The organism is Pseudomonadota bacterium (assembly GCA_018817425.1).
GTDB lineage: Bacteria > Desulfobacterota > Desulfobacteria > Desulfobacterales > RPRI01 > RPRI01.
Genome location: JAHITX010000014.1, coordinates 118,544 through 137,389, shown reverse-complemented (window position 1 = coordinate 137,389; position 18,846 = coordinate 118,544). Strand labels below are relative to the sequence as shown.

Below are 18,846 nucleotides of genomic sequence, written 5' to 3'. Positions count from 1 at the left end.
TGCCAGGAGAAATCATGTTCAGAATCATGCTTATATCTGTTATAACATTAATGCATATTTATGTTTTCCGTTGTGCATCTTCTGTCCCGTTTATAACAAAGCATATACCCCGGTTAATCCTTATAGGAACAGGCATATTTCTATGGGCGCTGTTTTTATCGGCTCGCCTTATCGGGCACAATAATAAAGGAGTTTTTGCATATATTCTCGAATTTGCCGGAATGAACTGGATGGCTGTCTTGTTTCTGCTGTTTGTTTCTCTTCTGGCAGTAGATATCATAACCCTTTTTGGTGCATTTTTCCCGCGTATAGCTACTCTTTTGCGCGGATGGGCTCTATTGGCAGGAATAGTACTATCTGCATTTGCACTCTATCAAGGTCTTCGGGCGCCAGTCATTGAAAAATATGAAGTCACACTTCCCGGCCTTCCCCATGATATGGATAAAACAGTCATTGCGGGACTGTCCGATACTCATCTGGGATCATTGCTTGGAAATAAATGGCTGAATGATAGAATAGATCAGGTAGAAAATCTTAAGCCAGACCTTGTTGTTTTGCTTGGCGATACATTTGAAGGACACGGCAAAATTGATGATGATTTAATTGAACCATTTAAGCGGCTCTCAGCTCCTTTGGGTGTGTTTGCTGTACCAGGCAACCATGAATTTTACGGCAATGTTGGCAAGCAGCTTCTTGAGAATGCCAGAGTTAATCTTTTGAGAAATCGCTGGGAAGAAGTCAAACCAGGGTTTATTGTTGCCGGAGTGGATGATCTTACAATCATTAGCAGAAAAGGATATAACATTGATCCGGTGCATCAAGCTTTAAAAGACCGCCCAAAAGGTGCTACAATACTTCTTTCCCATACTCCATGGGATACCGATAAAGCGGCAGAAGCCGGGGTGGGGTTAATGCTTTGCGGCCATACCCACGGAGGGCAGATATGGCCGTTTGGTTATCTTGTACGCTTATTTTATCCTCTCATGGAGGGTCAATATACTGTTGACGGTATGGCTGTTATCGTATGCCGCGGCACCGGCACATGGGGACCACGCATGAGACTCTTTCGCCCTGGTGAAATACTTCAAATAACACTGCGCTCTAAGTAATCGGAACACAAGATCAGGATATGAAAAAGGGCGGAGCCGATTTTGCCTCCGCCCTTATTTGCAGAAAATTCTTGTTACGTCTTGACTCTCTTTCTGATACCCACGATAACTGCCAATCCGGTGATTAAAAGCCAAAATGCCCCTGGAATTGGAATGGGATTGTGATGATAAGTTAACCCTAATTCACTATTTTTATGTGCATTAGGGTAACTGCTACTTAAAAAGAGTATATTAATATCGTATAATGTATTATCTTTTAAAAAACCGCTTGGAAGAGAATACGAAGTACCGGATGACGGCAACCAATCTGACAACTCATCGCCATATTCGGACTCGATTCCAACCTCAATCCCTATGGGATCTGTTGGCGTTTGCCATTGTTTCCATACTATATTTGCAGAATTTATAGATACAAGCTCCGGATAAGGAGGATACGTTCCGGCAAAATCTACATCAAAAGATTCAGTACTATCATCATTGTAAATAACATTAAAAACATAGGTTCCATCTATAAATTCACTAAAAATTTCACTACCGCCTGCTTTATCAAAGGCCCATTGTGCTTCCGATGGTTCGTACAAAAGTGAATAAATATTACTTGATGGAGAAGTAATATTTATCGAAGTAATGCCTGTACCCCAAACATCCGTACAAAAATAATTCGTAAATGTTCCACCCTCTTGTCGCCTGTCGATTGTCACACCATAATTTGTGACATCCGCTTGAGTTGAGCTAATAAAAATAACTGAAAACAGAAATAATACAGCAAAATAGCATAACTTTTTCATCGAATCCCTCCGTTTAAAAACTTCAAGTATAACGATTAAAACTTTTTATATTGCAATGTATATAATTTAGGTGAGAAATTGTTTTATAATAAAGGTGCTTAGCAAAATAGTCCTATTATATCAAGATAAATGGCATACTCCACTTATTTTCGATTCTATTATTCTATAGACTATTCTATAGACGCTATCCCCCATCACTGAATGTTTTGCTGTTATTTTTTTCATCACACTCTTCAACCGCATTTTTATAATCCGCAGTCACTTCCAAATCAGCGTTGGGATCATAAACCCAATACGGCAGGTAAAAGGTTATGGTCGTACTATCACCTGGTGCCAACGCGGGTGTATCAGCGATAGCATTGTCAGGAACTCCAATCGGTTGCGCAGGTGATAGGTCGATTACACGTGCAATACTTTTTCCAGCCCCGCTGCTGCCGATGTTTTTGATCACTGCTTTAATAATGCTTCTATTGTTGATGTGATCCCATTCCGGTTGTTTGATTTCAGTTACAACCAAATCGGAGCCCTTGCACCCGGATGTTGTCTTTGCAATACACAAACAATAATACTTCTCGCTTGTTTGCATTTTTTTGCTCATGCCAGCAGTATAGCAAACCGGAGTTTTATCAAACTGGTTGCCGTAAAGAAAACCACCATCACGCATTGGTTTATTTATCGGTTTATCATATCCGAATTTACAGACATTTATACTTTTAGTTTTTGCCGCTACGCTCATTTCCTGTTCGGGAACCCCTTGAATCCAGATTTTACAGGTTTCAGGACAAGTCATAGGACCTTTTTGCTTGTAGTAATTGGGATACCAGCCTGCCTTGTATGTATTTAGGCTGTTGTCTTGAACCGGATCGGCCTGCACAACTGCGGCTAAAAGTAACAGAATCATAAATACCGGCCATATCATAGTCTTTTTCATAATTCTTTCCTCATTGTTTTTAGTTTCCGGATACCGGCTTTCGAGACTGTGTCACAATTAGAAAAAATGTCATTCCGAACGTATGTGAGGAATCTTAAAGTGCTGAATTGATTTAAAGCAAGATTTCTCGCTTCGCTTCGAAATGACAAAAAAATGAATTACGACACAGTCTGTTCGCCGGTATGACGCTTTGGGGTCTGTTTACGAATTCATCAAAAGTAACAAAACAACTTTTACCGGATACGCCTTATACAGAAACAGTATTTTTTCTTATTACGCATACCAGCATGTCCGGCTTTGTATTATAACAAAGCCGGACATGCGCCAGATAGTTATTCTTCGTCATCATTTAAAGCTAAAGCAAATGCATTCAGGGCGCTGGCGTCATAATACCGCCCGTCATAATAAGCAATCCGGTGCCACCCATTAAATGCCTTGGCATAAACATACAGACGTTCTGCAAACGCTGCATTCGTGCATGTCCCAAGGAGCGTTCCTACAGGAACGGTTTGTTTAAAATCACCGTCATTTAGATTTGTATAACCTCCGGAATAAAGAGCGCTTGATACCTCTTCATAGCTCAAACTCATTCCCATGTTGCTCGGATCGGTATCCCCGCGTTGCAAAGTAAAACTGACAAGAGCATTGTTTCCCGGATGAGTGGCATGGAAAGAGATTTTGACATTATCTCCCTCATCGTAATACAGAAATCCGCATCCGAATGTTTCCTGAGCAATACCGCCAACCACCGGTATATCAATGGATGCCGAACAGGAGCGATTGTCAATGGCGAGGTTGAAGATAAACCCGTTCCCATCCCGATAAGCGCCCGGAGCCAAAATGGTATCAGTGGCTTCCGTATCAGAATCCGTTGTGCTTGGCATGATAAATTCGAACTTAGGATTTGTGATATACGGTTGAACGATGTTACCTGCAAAATTATACACTTCAATTTTTACCTGATATAATCCATGAGCAGTATTTGTTCCTCCCGGAAATCCGGTAGTATTCAGATAGCCGGCATACATATCAGATCCGAACCAGGTCTCTTCAGGCCATTGATCTTTAATTTGATCCAGGCTGTTATCAAGCTCATAGGGAGTGTCCGGCCTGAAACGATATAAATGCATTCCGTTTACAGGAAAAGGCCCAAGGGATACCGTAGGATAGGTGATTTTATTATTTTCTTCATGGATATAATGCCGGGTAACCGGTTCGCAGGATTCAAACCATTCCCCTGAAGTACCTTTTCTATATTGTATACGGTAATAGAAGACATCAGTATTTGGTATATTGTTACTGCGTCCCATTTTAAATCCGAGGTAAGCGCCAAAAGGCGCATTTTGAAACTGATGGCCGTTATAGGGGTAAGAAATCGTACCGTTGGTACTGTCGATATCAAAAAGATTGACACCGCCGATTCCATGAGGCTCAACCCAGGTGTACACTCCGGATGGAGGATCAATATTGTCATCATAGGAAACCCTGGCTCCGGGTTCTTTTGTTACCAGAAGAACATCCGTTCCACACGCATAATTCCAATAGACATGGCAGCGCATCCCCGGGTCATACAATGTCACCCAGTTTCCATCAATGCATTGATAGGCGGTAAAATACAGATCCGGTTTATCACCACTGCAAAGATAATAAATGTCTCTTTCAAAATAGCCTTCCGCATCGGTACAGGTACAGGTTAAAAAATCCTTATGCAGATATGAATATATCCATTGGAAATGGCATAAATACGGAATGAGAAGCTCCGCTTTTGCAAGCATTTCTCTTCTCAAAGAAACTATTGACTGGGCTGTGAAAATCGAATCCAGCTCCTGCCTTTTTTTCTGCCTGACCGATATTTCCATATCGGCTGAAAAACCGGATTTGTTTCTCACAATCTCCAGCGGCTGGTTATATTTCGGTTGAATACGAGGTGTGTCAACAAACTGCCACGGGTCAGGTTCCGGCGGCCAGGGTTCCGGCGGCCATTTTTCTATAACACGAATAAGGTCATCCCTGATTCTTAAAAGTTCACGTTCAGGCAATTGCTGAAGAATTAAATACCAACGGTCAACCTCCCAAATAAATATACATGCCTGGTAAACCCCCATTTTCTTGATAGTACCATCCGGCAGCTCCATCTCTTTAACAAGACGACCTTTCACGGTACATTTGCAGAAAATCCATTTCATCACTGCTTCCTTTTGCAGAATGATTTCTCTGTCTATGTTCGTCTGATTCAAGCGGACTTTTGTTTCAATACCTCCTTTGGAAAGAAGCCTTTTGGGAGTTATCATCGGTTTGGGTTTGGAGCCGTTTGGCAGTTTTTTTGCAATACAAAGCTTATCGTCCATCTCGCTTACGTCTAACTGAGGCCCTACAATCACTCGTACTTTATCATTAATCCTTTGGTCTTTGATATTGAACTCTACTTTTTCTCCTTTATTATCAAGGATCTGCTTTACATCCACCAGGCGGTTTTTCGAATCAAAAGCGTATGCCATTATATTCGGCATATCTTCCATATCGATTTGTGGAACCGATACATTCAGTCTGAGTCTGAACTCAGCCCTCTCATCTTTAATTGGTTTGGCCAACAATTTACTACTTCTTTTACTTCTTTCCATGAGCACCTCCTAAAATTAAGATGATTGAAATAAATTAATGCGGTTCGGTCAAAGCCTGCAAGAAACTACTTGCAAATGGAGCCCAACCGCAAGATTCTCCCAAAGCAACCTGATATCCTCACCCAATAACGATCTGCAATGCTTCTACCGATTACGAAGCCATATCAAGAGGGGTAACAGCTTATCGCAAGATATATCCTCTCATGTTCCAATATACTCAAAGAGAATAACAGCCCATCAGTCGTTGTATAAAAAATTGAGCGCCGCGATTTTTCCGGATGAAATATCGAATGGATTACGAGAATGCTCGGCTATGATGATATGAATATATAGCATCCTTACCTACAGATACCCTACAGATTGAAAAAAAATGGAAAAAAGGATAGATTATTGTCCGGTGTCAATAGTGATGGACTCGTAAAAAGTCCCAAACCGTCATACCGGCGAAAGCCGGTATCCGGAACCTTTTGAAATTGCTGGATGCCGGATCGGGTCCGGCATGACAAAACAGGTATTTTCCTACTTTTTATGAGCCCATCAATAGTTGAAATGCCGAATACCCCACTACAAATTCAGTATTCACAGGCAATTATTTTTTGGAGATTACAGGCCGGTACCGGTATTTTCCAGTACGAATGTCCCGGCGGCAATTTCATGGTCAAGCTCTGTTAGTGCGCGACGCATCTGCTTTAATGCCTGTTTGATCCTGTTTTCGTTCTCCACCAGCGCAAGACGCAGGTAACCGTCCCCCTCTTCTCCAAAACCAGCGCCTGGAGCAACCGCAACATTTGCCCGGTTCATCATTTCCACCGCAAACCGAACAGAACCCATCCGGGCATACGGTTCAGGGATAGCAACCCAGAGAAACATACCGGCCTTTGGCACCTGTACAGTCCATCCCATACGGATTAGCCCATCGCAAAGCACATCGCGGCGTTTCTGGTAAACTGTTACCTGTTCTATAATACTATCGTCGCAGTCGCGCATTGCAACAATTCCGGCTACCTGAATCGCCGAAAAGATCCCGTAGTCATAATAACCCTTGATCTTGGCAAGTCCCTCGATCATTTCCTTGTTGCCAACACAGTATCCAAGACGCCAACCGGCCATGTTGTATGATTTGGAAAAAGATCCGAACTCCACTCCGACCTCCAGTGCGCCAGGGACTTCGAGAAAACTGGGAGCCACATACCCGTCGAATGTGATCTTCGAATAAGCAAAATCATTTACCACCATGAAGTTATACTTTTGGGCAAGCTTGACGATCTCTTTAAAAAAATCCTTCGTTGTGACTATCCCTGTCGGATTGTGGGGATAGTTTAACATCAACAGTTTTGGGCCGGGATACAGGGCATTGCACATGCTTGTCAGCTGTTTTAAGAATTCCTCCTCCGAACCAAGTGCAATCCGTAAAACACCTGCGCCTGCGATCACAGCAGCATAAACATGAATCGGAAATGCGGGGGCAGGAACAAGAACGGTATCCCCCGGACCAAGCAGAGCAAGGCATAGATGCGAAATCCCCTCTTTTGAGCCTATGGTACAAATCACATCATCAACCCCGTTTAAGGAAACATTGTAATGGCGTTCATAATAAAGAGCTATCTCCCTTTTCAGGTTCTTCATGCCTCCGGCAACCGGGTATCTATGTGTCTTCGGATCAATTGCGACCTCACATAGTTTTTCCGTAACCTGATTCGGGGTAGGGTCGATGGGGTTGCCCATGCCCAGATCAATCACGTCATCTCCACTCCAGCGTTTTTCCATCTTTATCTTATTGATCATCCCGAACAGATAAGGCGGTAGCTGGTTCATGCGATCGGCAAAACGAATTTTATTTTCCATTCTTTTATCCCCATTCAAGTTTTATTAAGTAAGACTTACACCAAAGCCGTTGGCAGATAGAATATAACAAAAAACCCGAATCATTTTCCGATCCGGGTAAATAAACCACAGACCGGAGTTTCGGCCCATGGCATTCAGTCTCTTTTTATAGTTGTATAGAAAAGCAGCTGAACGTCAATGGACCCCAAAGGCCAATGCCGCCGCTGCACATATATGATGTGTCTTCATCTTTTGTTCCCTGTTTGTTTTATCTTTAACCGTATCTTATCCAAAAACAGATGCCTGAAAATTGCACATTTCAAGATAAAATAGTATGAAATTCGTAGCAAGATAAGCCATATGTGTCAAGATAAAATGACAGCAATTTAAGGGGAAACCCCATGCAATACTTTGCAGCTATTTCTTTAGTGAAGCTTTTGGTCCAAATGGAAAAATCAATCAAAGTTTTAAAAAACGAATAGACAGTGGTCCTCGCGCGCTTGAATTGATGGGAATACTGGGCATAAAGTCCAATAGTTAATTTCAGATAATCGGACATTGGGATATTTCTCGCCGAACCTGAGAGTAACCAGCGGGCCTATAACCTATCGTGAAACACAGATTTTAACAAAAACCGCCAAGTTTATCCCGTCTGGTTCACTCGTTTTGTTATGTGTTGTTTTTGTCCTTAAGCACAAAATCCGGATAAAGTCAGATTCACACATTGCGGGGCTATCAATTATCTGATGCGTTGATTGGGTCATAATTCTATCTTTCGTTTTTATTCTTAAGTATAACGAATAGCGTTTTATAAATTGTCCCGCCGCAGTAAAATCACATAGCTGTATTCTATAGTAAAATTTCGTTAAACTTGCAAAAGATCGCTTGGTATAGGCTACCCACTTTTTACTCCAGGCCCGGTTTAAAAGATCATCAATAGTGTGCCATTATAAGTTCTGAATGCAGAAAAACGATTTTAAAATAAAAATTGCTTTTACTTTTTATATATTTTGATTTGCTAATGTACACCGCAAAAGCACCCGCAAACAGAATAACTACCCTTATTAGTCCACTGGCCGTTCCAGTTGTTATCGCCACATACACCCGGACATACTATCTGTGCTTTTTGGTTATCCATAGGAGGTCCGGCCTGTTTGTCGCAATAGCATTGCAGATCATCAATAACCATGTGCTTAATAGTATTCTTCATATTGGCAATCCAGTTACGACTATCTTTACCTAAATCGAGCAGGATTGGATCTCCGGAAGCTTTCACAGCATTACGGATGATCGCATAAGCAGGATAGATATCGGCAAGCTGGTTCATAGCACTATTGCGCACCGGGGTAAGATATTGTGGACCTTTTGTATCTGTTGACTTAAAGCAATCCACAATGACCTGCGTGGATGCCATGAGATTTGCAAGTTCAATAGCCAAGGCCGTTACATTTCGCTTTGAAGTATTTGGATTAACGCCGATTACATCACAATAAAAGAGAGGATCTTTTACGCCTTCTGGATTATCGGACCATGGCATAACCTTCATAGCAATATCTGGCAATTGTTCCTGCGGAATTTGAGTTAAAGACTCGGAAAAACCGACATAGGCGCGGCCATGATTCTGACCGTACCACAATCCTCGCTGGTATGATTCGCCTGAATACCATGCGTTACGCAAACTGGCAGTTGCAAGGATTGTACGAAGGTTGTTTATGGCATAAATGTTAATATGACCAGGATCTTGCGGCAAAGGCACCGGGAATTCATCTGTTATCTCCTCCAGGCTTTTAACATAATAGATTGCATTTGTGGTCCCGCCGGAAAAGTCCATCATAAGTCCGGTTGATTCAGGTGGAATATCTCCATGGTAGGAGCATTTTCCTAAAGCCGCAACAACTTCTGACATATTGGAAGCCTTAAGCAAAGGCTGGTCGTCCTTTTTACATATCAGATATTCGGTACAGCCTAATTGCGGGATAGCCCAATACTTGTTGCCTTTAAGCATACCATTTATGGCAAACGGTAAATAATCGGCAATATTATTAACCTGAGACTGATTCATGCCCAAGAGCCGTCCCTTATTTATAAAATAAGTAAGATAAGTAGCATCGAAAACAAAAAGATCATAATCATCTTGCGGGTCATTAGCATAACCGCCGTCCCATCCCTCGACCCAGATAATTTCCACATCAGGATGTAATAACTTCCAATTTTCAGATATAACGCTCTTGAATTGGGCAATTCTTGGCACATAGGGATATAATGCAACTTTGAGGCTTGATGCCAAAGCTAAAGAAGTACATGACATAACAATTACAATAAGAATACATAACTGCAAATATTTTCGCCGCATTGTCTCCTCCTTGTTCTATTGACATAACAAAAGTCAAACAGCCTGCCTATAAAGCATAAAAGCCCCGCACTTCAATTATATGAAGAACGGGGCTTTATTTGTATCTGGTCATGTTAAATCCTTTTAAAAGTATAAAAACTAAAAATATATAATGGATTATTTATTCCAGAAACCACCAAAATAAAACAGCTTGTATAGTGAACAATAATACTTTATTTTTCTTTAACACTTTTTTTTTATTAATTCAACATGAATAATCGAGGGCTTATGCCAGGGAGAATTGATTTATATATAAAATATGTTTGTTAAATAATTTTTGATACTTATAATAAGAAAATAACAATTTCATATCAAATATAAAGAAAAGGAGTTTATAATGAAAAACATAATTTTTACCATAATTATAATTTTCTGTGTAGTTATTACCGGTAGTAGTATTGGGTTTACTGAAGGAAAGAAGCAGATTAAAAATCCTGTGTATGTCATTAAAACAAGCATGGGAGACATTGATGTGGAATTGTTTGAAGATGAAGCTCCAAAAACGGTTGCCAATTTTATCGGCTTGGCAGAAGGCACAATTGAATTTAAAGACATTAAAACAGGTAATAAAGTAAAATATCCTTTTTATGATGGACTTATTTTTCACAGGGTAATAAAGGATTTTATGATTCAGGGCGGCTGCCCTTTGGGTATCGGAACAGGCGGCCCAGGTTATACTTTTACCGATGAAATTGATGCCACCGCTTTAGGTTTGGATAACTTAAACGCATTTGATAACCGTAAAGGGCCTCACAGTTTCCTGATGATTCGCAGCCAGCAGGATTTCGAGCGAAATCTTACCATACCGATTTTTAAAGCTATGAATATCAGGTCGCAAAAGGAATTCGATGAAAGAAAAGAAGAATTTAAAGTCCGCCTTGAAAAACTTACCATCAAAGGGGCTTATGAAAATATAGGCTATGTCTATACAGAAAAAGGATCGAAACACGCGCCGGTACGTGGTTGTCTGGCTATGGCAAATTCAGGCCCAAATACTAACGGCTCACAATTTTTTATTAATCTGGTGGACACCGATTGGCTTGCAGGTAAACATACCGTTTTTGGCAAAGTAGTAAAAGGAATGGATGTGCTCGACAATATCGGAAAAGTAAAGGTTGGTTCGGGAAGTAAACCTGTTAAGGATGTAAAGATTATCTCCATCAGCAGGAAAAAATCACCATGACTTGCCATGCGCTGTTAGCTAAGAACGAATATCTCTGGCCATATAAAGAAGCGTGTTGCGGCAACTTATCGTGTTCAATTTATGAAAATGGAGGATCTTTAGTCACATCATGTTCGGAAAAAACAAGAAGTATAATTGATGAATTCGCCTGCACCTTATTTTTCTTCAAGCTCATGTTTCGGATAATAAACATGAATTTAGCTCTTTGCTTCATCCAGTGTTTCTCTGATCTTAAAGGCCATGTCATTGTGAGAAAACGGCTTTAACATGAAACTAACGCCATCTTCCAGCACGCCACGGTGGGCAATAACGTTAGCTGTATAACCGGACATGAAAAGGATTTTGAGATCGGGATAAAGGCTTTGCAGTTGTTTGGATAACTCACGGCCATTCATCTCGGGCATAACAACATCCGTTATTAGAAGATTAATTTTGCCGGCGTACTCTTCGGCCAACTTCATGGCCTCACTTGGACTGTTAGTGGACAGTACGGCATAACCCAGATATTCGAGTATTCTTTTCCCAAGTTTCAGGATAGAAATATCATCTTCAACTATCAATACTGTCTCACCCCGGCTTAACGGAATTTCTAAGGTGTTTTCACTATATGTATCGACAGCCTGGCCTGTATGCCTTGGCAGATAAACCTTGATGGTCGTTCCTTTATTCGGTTCACTATAAACGTTGATGAAACCATTGTTCTGTTTGACAATGCCATAAACGGTAGCCAAGCCCATTCCTGTACCATAGCCAATGGACTTGGTGGTGAAAAACGGTTCAAAAATCTTGTCCAGGGTTTCCTGTGCTATCCCACAGCCATTATCGCTTACAGCGAGCAAAACATACTCTCCGGGAACAAACCCTGCATGATCAGCACAGTAGTCCTCATCAAAGCTGATATTTCGCGTTTCGATGGTAACCTTGCCAATATCTGATATAGCATCTCGGGCGTTACCACAGAGATTTGCCATGATTTGATCAATCTGGGAAGGATCAATTTTAACCGACCATACTTTTTCTCCGGGCAACCAGGCAAGATCAATATCTTCCCCGATAAGCAGCCGGAGCATTTTGATCATGTTTTGAATAAAAACATTCAGGTCGAGCACCTTGGGAGCAATGGTTTGTTTACGGGCAAAAGCCAGCAATTGTTTGGTAATATCCGTCGCGCGTTTTGCTGCCGTGAGAATTTCTACGAGATCTTCATGCAGAGGATCATTCTCGTCCACCTTTTGCAGAGCAATTTCAGCATTGCCGATTATGACAGTTGATATGTTGTTATAGTCGTGTGCTACGCCTCCAGCCAATTGGCCTATTGATTCAATTTTCTGAGCCTGCAGAAATTGGGCCTGCAACGTCTCTTTTTCGGCCTCGGCCTGTTTGCGCTCCGTAATATCTATAACAACCCCCCGAAAACCGGTGGCCTGGTTTTCTGAACTTCTCGCTGTGGCTATAGAAGACTCTATATATATTTTTGTGTTATCCGGTCTTATAATATCCCACTCATGGCTTCTTACCGGTTCACCAGTGGCGTAAATCTTGTTGAATACTTCATGCACTTCTTTAGCTGTCTCCGGCGAAATGTATTGGCAATAATTAATCCCTATCAACTCAACTTTTGGGCTACCCATAATTCTGCACATGGCATCATTGACAAAGGTAACGTTGCCTGCAAGGTCAATTTCATAATAACCTTCTTCCATAGTTTGAAGAATGGTTCGATATTTTTCCTCACTCTCCTGAAGCGCAGTTAGTGTTGACTGGAAACTTGAGGCCATCTGGTTGAAGGTTACAATAACAGTCCGCAACTCAGGGCTGCCTATTACCGGGACACGGATAGACAAATTACCCTTGGCAAGGGACTTGCTGGCTTTAGCCAAAGTTCTCAACGGGCGTAATGATTTACGCAAAACAACCCATATGATGGACAAAACTATCAAAAGGGAAATGAGTATGACCTGCAACAGATACTCGTAGTTTTCCCAAGCTTCGTTAATAAAGCGATTGGGCGACATGGAGAGGGTCAGGAGCCCGTAATATTCCCCTTGAATAATAATGGGTCGATTGAACTTAATTGTATAATGTCCGCACCAGCGGGAGAAGAACAAAGGGGCTTCAAGCTTAATAGTGATATCCTGGTTAAAGGCAGCCACATCCGAGGTTTCGCGAAAACTGACCTGACTTACATCGGGACCATAGTTGAATTTACCGAGAATGTTTACCAGTTCCTCAAAGCCGAAATTACGCCCGCTTTTTTTTTCAGCAAATGAGGTGGCAAGAACGATGGACTCCAACATATCCATTTGCTGATTGCATCGCTTTGTTAACTCGGTCTTTGTTTTCTGGACAATGTGCCGGGAGGCTTGATATGAGGCACCTATTGCCACAGCCATCATGCTTAAGGCCACAATGATCATCAATCGGATAGTTAAATGCAATCGAGTCCATAAACGAGATGGAAGCCAGGTCATAAATCACCTCATCCGGTTCGGCAACGCATCGGGTGTAAAGAGCAGATTCGGGAATCCTTCCGGCTGCGGCCAGAGTCCCATGCCCGGATCGCCAAGGTGTAAGGAAAAGGAGTAGATGCCCGACATAAGGTCATAGGCCCAATAGTTGCGCGCATTTGGAGTTTGGATATCGTAGAGTTGGGTAAACATGTTGAACAGACCCTTGACGAGCTGGCCCATGTTGTTATACGCATCGCACATGCCGCCGCCGCCCCAGTCCTCGTCAAAGTAATAGACGCGCCGGCCAATGACATGGCGTTGGCCCTTTTTAAGATTTGCCTCCACCACCCAAACGCGATGCAATTCCCAGCGCACGAAATCCGGATTGATATGCCTGGGCGTAAGAAACTGGGACGAGGTGGCCTGAAACAGCAGGTTGTAATTATTGTAGGGGATGAACATCTCCCGTTTGCCAAGCAACTTAAAATCGAACATGTCCAGTTTGCCGATGAACAGTGTGCGTTCGTCATAGGTGACAACTCCGCCGACCGATGCCACCGGAGTATCATAGGCAAAATCAGGGGCAATGCGGATGCGTCGGCTGGCGGCGGAATACGTCCACACGCGGCGCGGCTGTTTAACCGGGTCGAGGCTGTCCGTGGTCAACGAGGCATTGCCGAAGGCCTGGGGAGGGCCGATGAAGTTGTATGCGGCTTGATCGTAATAGTTACCATTCTTCTTCAAGTCCGCCAGTGTCCACTGCGGATTGTAGTAGGGATTTTGCCAGTGGGCGTTAATGTCGGCGGAATTGATCGCCACGCCCTTGGTAGTTACAAACCAGGTGGAGGCACGCATCTTGACGGCATGGCCGTTGTAACGCAGCAGATGGTTCCACATCGCCTCATTGCCGTTCTTCACGATAGGGAAGGGAACGCCACCGATAGCACCATCTACAGTAAGGCCGCCATTGATTAGGCGGGCTCTGGTGGCATTCTTGCGCGAGTTCTCCAAAACGCAGGACGGATAGGCAACGCTGCGATGGCTGGGATAAATATCCATGCGATAAGAGGGATACTTCCTTAACAAGGCTTTGCTGGCTTCGCTGAGTTTTTTGTCATATTTGGCCATGTTCCGGCTGGAAATCGAATAAAGCGGTTTTTCCTTGGGGAAAGGATCGGTCCAACGTCCTGACCCCTTTTTGAAGTCTGCGGGAATGTCCGTTTCCGTGAGGCCGCCAGTGTAGGGGGGGATGGTGCCATCACGATTACCCGCTTTTTCTGCGCCGAAAGGAGTCAAAGAGGTGCCGAGCTGGAGTGCTTCGGGAACGCTGACCCCGGCCCGGGCATTGTTGAAGTATATAGTTCCTCCCAGAAAAAGAAATAATAATACGATAGATAAATATTTCACTATAGACATATAATCTCCTCTCATCAGAAAGCAAACTGAGCAGAATGATACAATGGGCTGGGCCCGAAACTTATTTCGCTGTTGATCAGGGCATGCCAGGTATCTCCCCTGGCTCCTTTATAGCCGTTCGATTGCCTGGCGGCCGCACTGTTGCTGATCAAAGGGCCATTGCTGCGATGGGAAACCTCAGTGCCAATGGAAGATCCGGCGATATTCTTCGCCAGTGTCACCCCAAGAAGCCCGATTTTCCTGGCATATACCGCCCGTGTCTTACCGCCACCGGCCGCTTGCGCCAGTCATCCACTTTTATCATTAAAGTGACGCGCATAAAACCCGATAGTGCCGTCCAGCCAAGCCGTACGTCACTTCAGTCCTACTCCCACGTCGCCCCACTCACCTTCAATAGCGGAAAGACGGTTCACATTGGGGCCTTCATTCACACTATCGACTCCAAAATAGGTGCCCCCTTCCGGGATGCGATTTGGACGCCATTCAAACCCCAGTTGTATCGCAGAGAATTGTTCCAGTTTATTTTCATATCCTCTAAGTCGGTTAAAATTGGAAAAGCGTAGATCGGTTGTGTAAACGATACCATCATACCTATGGATCCCAATAAAATAATGATGATTATTAAATATCGGTGACGTGACAGAGCTACGCTTCGAGTAGTTTTCATCTTGTCAGAGCGGCCTCTCTTTTTACATAATATCCATACGTCCGTAAATGATGTATGATACCCTTGAAAAGTCCTCGATCAAGTATGAAGTGCGTAGCAGCCGATAGCCGTCATCCATCGCAAATTCCCCATACTCGCATTATCTTTTAATATCGGCAAATTCAATAATACTGAGAATACGTGAAAATTTTTATCGTCGACAACATCTGATGTGGTTTAATTTGTTATTTGCTCAAGCTATATAACTAGTCTATGGAAAAAGTCTGTTTTTAAAAAGTATAGTTATATGCTTTAGCCGGAATAGAATTTATTTACATATATTGCTGTTATTATTACACTGGAAAAAAAACATGTCAATAAAACAGTCTTCGGAGACATTTTAGGGATGTTAAGACTATTTCCATCACCAGGAAAAATTTACTATGACTTGCCATGTGCTGTTAGCTAAGAATGAATATCCTTACGGTGGTAAATTTTCCATTTGCTGTCGACAGTTTCAAATGTCGTCACAAATTCTTCCACCGTTTCTAATGTTCCCATAAAAAGAAAACCGCCAGGTTTAATCGCATAATGAAAAAGTGGAATCAACTTTGAACGAAGATCTCTGGCCATATAAAGAAGCGTATTGCGGCAGCTTATCAGATTCAATTCTGAAAATGGGGTATCTTTAGTCACATCATGTTCGGAAAAAACAAGAAGATCCCGGATAGATTTTCGGATATGATAGAAGCCTTCTTTGGAATCATGGATAAAAAAACGAGCCAGTCTTTCAGGGGATACATCAATATCGATGTTTGAGGGAAATATTGCGCTTCGGGCCTGTTCAATAGAATACTTGTCAATATCAGTGGCAAAAATCTGCACTTTATACGACTCTTTAATGGATTCCATATATTCCTGAACCAGAATTGCAATGGAATAGGCTTCCTCGCCGGTGGAGCAACCGCAGACCCAGATCCGTATAACTCCTTCGGATGTTTCATTTGAAAAAAGTTTAGGGATTACTTTTTTTTTAATTATTTCGAAAGCAACCGGATCATGGAAAAAAGTTGTAGCACCGATAAAGGTGTCGTGAAAGAGAGCATCCGATTCCACCTTATTTTGATACATAAATCTAAAATATTGATCCGGCTTTCTGATCTGGTGTAAAGCCATCCTACGTTTTATACGGTGAATCAGGGTAATATCTTTATACTGGGAAAAATCGTGGCCTGTTTGCGTCCGCAAAAGAACACAGATTTTTTTCATTGTATCATCTGTTGGAGATGAGGTTTTATTGTTTTCTTCAATAGTCATAGCATTTATTTACACCGAATAATCAATGCACTTAACCCGTATTTAATGGGTTTTAAACGATCAACTTTGCTGGCAGGCATTTCTTATAAAACATTAAGTACGAAAAATCAAAAGATTATGACTAAAGACATCTATTGGAAATAAAAAAGAGGGCTACCCCTGATTTGGATAACCCCCTTATCTTTTTTTTGATTTAGCTTATCGTATATTTTCTATACGCCTTGCAGTTGCTCCTTAACCGTTGTAGCTATTTTATAAAGGATTGTCAGTACTAAAAATCCTACAGCATAAACGCCTAATGTAATGGCTATCTCCGGCATTGATGGAACGTATTCGGTAATATGATGCAACGGAGATGGTACAAAGCCTCCTGAAATCATGCCAAGTCCCTTATCAATCCATGTACCGCAAAATACACAGATACATGCTATCATAAGTATCCCCTCTTTTTTCCTTGTAGCAGGATTTATAAGAAGGATAATGGAAATCACCATCAGAGCGACAGATGCCCACATCCACGGCACAAGAACTCCATGTCCATGCAATCCAGCGTACAGATAAGTCATATGATCCATATGTTCGGGGATTTTGCTGTAAAATACTACAAAAACCTCACATAGCAAGAAAAATACGTTTAATAGAATACCGTAAGTTACAATTTTAGCAAGGGTCTGAATCGGCTCTTTTCCCGGATCAAACTTTGTAAGTTTTCTTACAAGAAGGCAAAGAAGAATCAAAAAGGCCGGGCCTGCTGCAAATGCCGAAGCAAGAAACCTTGGAGCAAGTATTGCTGTAAGCCAGAAACCTCTGCCGGGAAGACCGCAGTATAAAAACGCTGTGACGGTATGAATACTGACTGCCCAGGGTATTGATATATAAATCAGAATTTTTACCCATTTAGGTGGAGCAACACCGTTTCTTTCTCCCTGAAGAACCTGCCAGCCAATTATTATATTTAAAAACAGATAACCGTTTAATACTATCATATCCCAGAAAAGAATCGAATTGGGCGTAGGATACAAAATTACATTCAAGGCACGCATGGGCTGCCCAAGATCTGCTATGATAAAAAGGAGACACATGCTTACTGCAGATACAGCCAGAAATTCCCCAAGAATTGTAATTTTACCGAAGGCCTTATAATGGTGCAGATAATAAGGCAAAACCAGCATTACGGCTGATGCGGCAACACCGACAAGAAATGTAAACTGAGCAATATAAAACCCCCATGATACATCTCTGCTCATTCCGGTAAGACCGAGGCCGAAGCTTAGCTGCCATAAATAACAACCTACTCCTATGCCGATAATGGTAAGCAGGACTGCAATCCATCCATAATATTTTTTACTTCCTTTAAGTGCTAATTCAAGCATAACCACCTCATACGATGTAATAAATAGAAGGCCCGGTACCAAGAGCCACTTTGCGTCGAATTGTATAGTTAGTTTTCAATAAATGTCTGACTTGAGATTCCGGATTTTCCAGATCTCCAAAAATCATAATGCCGTTGGATGCTTCTACGCAGGCCGGTTGTAACCCTACAGCAAGACGCTCGGCGCAAAAATTACATTTTTCAACAACGCCTTTCATTCTTGTCGGGAATTTTTTGTTTGTTTCTTTTATAAAAGGCCTTGGATCCCTGAAATTGAAATTTCTTGATCCATAAGGACAAGCAGCCATGCAAAAACGGCAACCGATACACCTATGGAAATCCATCATAACAATTCCATCTTCACGTTTAAAAGTTGCCTTTGTCGGACAGGCCCTGACACATGGGGCATCTTTACATTGATTGCAAAGAACCAGAAAAGGCAAATGCTCTATACGCTCATTTACGAATTCATGCTCTAAAGTGGGAAAAGCATGTTTGAATTCTTCTTCCCATATCCACTTTATTTCATGCCGCTTATTTTCCAGAACCGGAATATTATGAATTTTATTGCAGGCAGCAATCATTGGTTCAAGATCATGTTCCGATTTAATCTTTCTGGTATCAATGACCATTCCCCATCTTTTGGCAGTAAGAGCATTCTCTTTTGGAGCTGCATCAATCGGTTTAACAAGCAGGGTATCTATATCTACTGCAAAAGCATCCAAAACAGGGGTTGTAGTCAGGCCCAGTGCTGAAATTCCAGCTATCTTTAAGAAATTTCTTCTGCTGTTTTCCAT

General features: G+C 42.1%; 13 protein-coding genes. 2 read left to right on the top strand and 11 right to left on the bottom strand.

The features are described from left to right. Positions 1 to 14: 14 nt before the first annotated feature. A complete protein-coding gene (locus KKC46_03680; protein ID MBU1052918.1) occupies positions 15 to 1,109 on the top strand; it encodes a metallophosphoesterase in 1,095 nt (364 codons plus the stop codon). Between the two features lie 74 nt (positions 1,110 to 1,183). Here KKC46_03680 and KKC46_03675 read toward each other — a convergent pair whose 3' ends face one another. The 5 genes from KKC46_03675 to bcmE all read right to left on the bottom strand — a co-directional run bounded on the left by KKC46_03675 (position 1,184) and on the right by bcmE (position 9,626). After that, complete coding sequence (locus KKC46_03675; protein ID MBU1052917.1) at positions 1,184 to 1,897, bottom strand: VPLPA-CTERM sorting domain-containing protein; 714 nt, start codon at positions 1,895 to 1,897, stop codon at positions 1,184 to 1,186. Between the two features lie 184 nt (positions 1,898 to 2,081). Then, positions 2,082 to 2,828, bottom strand: coding sequence for a hypothetical protein (locus tag KKC46_03670; protein ID MBU1052916.1), 747 nt, complete (start codon positions 2,826 to 2,828; stop codon positions 2,082 to 2,084). 332 nt (positions 2,829 to 3,160) lie between these two features. After that, positions 3,161 to 5,449 (bottom strand): hypothetical protein, encoded by a 2,289-nt coding sequence (locus tag KKC46_03665; GenBank protein ID MBU1052915.1) that lies wholly within the window; start codon positions 5,447 to 5,449, stop codon positions 3,161 to 3,163. Positions 5,450 to 6,052: 603 nt separating this feature from the next. Next, the gene (locus KKC46_03660; GenBank protein MBU1052914.1) at positions 6,053 to 7,294 is read right to left on the bottom strand and encodes an aminotransferase class I/II-fold pyridoxal phosphate-dependent enzyme; all 1,242 of its coding nucleotides are present in this window, start codon (positions 7,292 to 7,294) and stop codon (positions 6,053 to 6,055) included. A 997-nt stretch (positions 7,295 to 8,291) separates the two neighbouring features. Further along, a complete protein-coding gene (gene bcmE / locus KKC46_03655) occupies positions 8,292 to 9,626 on the bottom strand; it encodes a thiamine pyridinylase (protein ID MBU1052913.1) in 1,335 nt (444 codons plus the stop codon). Positions 9,627 to 10,002: 376 nt separating this feature from the next. Between bcmE and KKC46_03650 the strand changes: the two genes are divergently transcribed. Next, positions 10,003 to 10,848 carry a peptidylprolyl isomerase gene (locus KKC46_03650; protein ID MBU1052912.1) on the top strand — a complete coding sequence of 282 codons (846 nt, stop codon included), beginning with the start codon at positions 10,003 to 10,005 and terminating at the stop codon, positions 10,846 to 10,848. 197 nt (positions 10,849 to 11,045) lie between these two features. Here KKC46_03650 and KKC46_03645 read toward each other — a convergent pair whose 3' ends face one another. The 6 genes from KKC46_03645 to KKC46_03620 all read right to left on the bottom strand — a co-directional run bounded on the left by KKC46_03645 (position 11,046) and on the right by KKC46_03620 (position 18,846). Next, the gene (locus KKC46_03645; protein MBU1052911.1) at positions 11,046 to 13,319 is read right to left on the bottom strand and encodes a PAS domain S-box protein; all 2,274 of its coding nucleotides are present in this window, start codon (positions 13,317 to 13,319) and stop codon (positions 11,046 to 11,048) included. Positions 13,320 to 13,322: 3 nt separating this feature from the next. Then, a complete protein-coding gene (locus tag KKC46_03640; GenBank protein ID MBU1052910.1) occupies positions 13,323 to 14,714 on the bottom strand; it encodes a DUF1329 domain-containing protein in 1,392 nt (463 codons plus the stop codon). A gap of 14 nt (positions 14,715 to 14,728) precedes the next feature. Further along, on the bottom strand, positions 14,729 to 15,001 hold the full coding sequence (locus KKC46_03635; GenBank protein ID MBU1052909.1) for a DUF1302 family protein: 273 nt from the start codon (positions 14,999 to 15,001) through the stop codon (positions 14,729 to 14,731). 824 nt (positions 15,002 to 15,825) lie between these two features. Further along, positions 15,826 to 16,677, bottom strand: coding sequence for a protein-glutamate O-methyltransferase CheR (locus KKC46_03630; protein ID MBU1052908.1), 852 nt, complete (start codon positions 16,675 to 16,677; stop codon positions 15,826 to 15,828). Between the two features lie 212 nt (positions 16,678 to 16,889). Then, positions 16,890 to 18,050: a polysulfide reductase NrfD gene (nrfD, locus tag KKC46_03625; GenBank protein ID MBU1052907.1), complete on the bottom strand. Its 1,161-nt coding sequence runs from the start codon at positions 18,048 to 18,050 to the stop codon at positions 16,890 to 16,892. Positions 18,051 to 18,057: 7 nt separating this feature from the next. Beyond that, positions 18,058 to 18,846 carry a 4Fe-4S dicluster domain-containing protein gene (locus tag KKC46_03620; GenBank protein MBU1052906.1) on the bottom strand — a complete coding sequence of 263 codons (789 nt, stop codon included), beginning with the start codon at positions 18,844 to 18,846 and terminating at the stop codon, positions 18,058 to 18,060.

What these genes read in the sequence shown, in the direction of transcription:
- KKC46_03620 (MBU1052906.1), bottom strand. Translation starts at nt 18,846, where the DNA reads ATGGAAAACAGCAGAAGAAATTTCTTAAAGATAGCTGGAATTTCAGCA.
- KKC46_03665 (MBU1052915.1), bottom strand. Translation starts at nt 5,449, where the DNA reads ATGGAAAGAAGTAAAAGAAGTAGTAAATTGTTGGCCAAACCAATTAAA.
- KKC46_03650 (MBU1052912.1), top strand. Translation starts at nt 10,003, where the DNA reads ATGAAAAACATAATTTTTACCATAATTATAATTTTCTGTGTAGTTATT.
- KKC46_03670 (MBU1052916.1), bottom strand. Translation starts at nt 2,828, where the DNA reads ATGAAAAAGACTATGATATGGCCGGTATTTATGATTCTGTTACTTTTA.
- KKC46_03630 (MBU1052908.1), bottom strand. Translation starts at nt 16,677, where the DNA reads ATGACTATTGAAGAAAACAATAAAACCTCATCTCCAACAGATGATACA.
- KKC46_03640 (MBU1052910.1), bottom strand. Translation starts at nt 14,714, where the DNA reads ATGTCTATAGTGAAATATTTATCTATCGTATTATTATTTCTTTTTCTG.
- bcmE (MBU1052913.1), bottom strand. Translation starts at nt 9,626, where the DNA reads ATGCGGCGAAAATATTTGCAGTTATGTATTCTTATTGTAATTGTTATG.
- KKC46_03660 (MBU1052914.1), bottom strand. Translation starts at nt 7,294, where the DNA reads ATGGAAAATAAAATTCGTTTTGCCGATCGCATGAACCAGCTACCGCCT.
- KKC46_03680 (MBU1052918.1), top strand. Translation starts at nt 15, where the DNA reads ATGTTCAGAATCATGCTTATATCTGTTATAACATTAATGCATATTTAT.
- KKC46_03645 (MBU1052911.1), bottom strand. Translation starts at nt 13,319, where the DNA reads ATGACCTGGCTTCCATCTCGTTTATGGACTCGATTGCATTTAACTATC.
- KKC46_03675 (MBU1052917.1), bottom strand. Translation starts at nt 1,897, where the DNA reads ATGAAAAAGTTATGCTATTTTGCTGTATTATTTCTGTTTTCAGTTATT.
- nrfD (MBU1052907.1), bottom strand. Translation starts at nt 18,050, where the DNA reads ATGCTTGAATTAGCACTTAAAGGAAGTAAAAAATATTATGGATGGATT.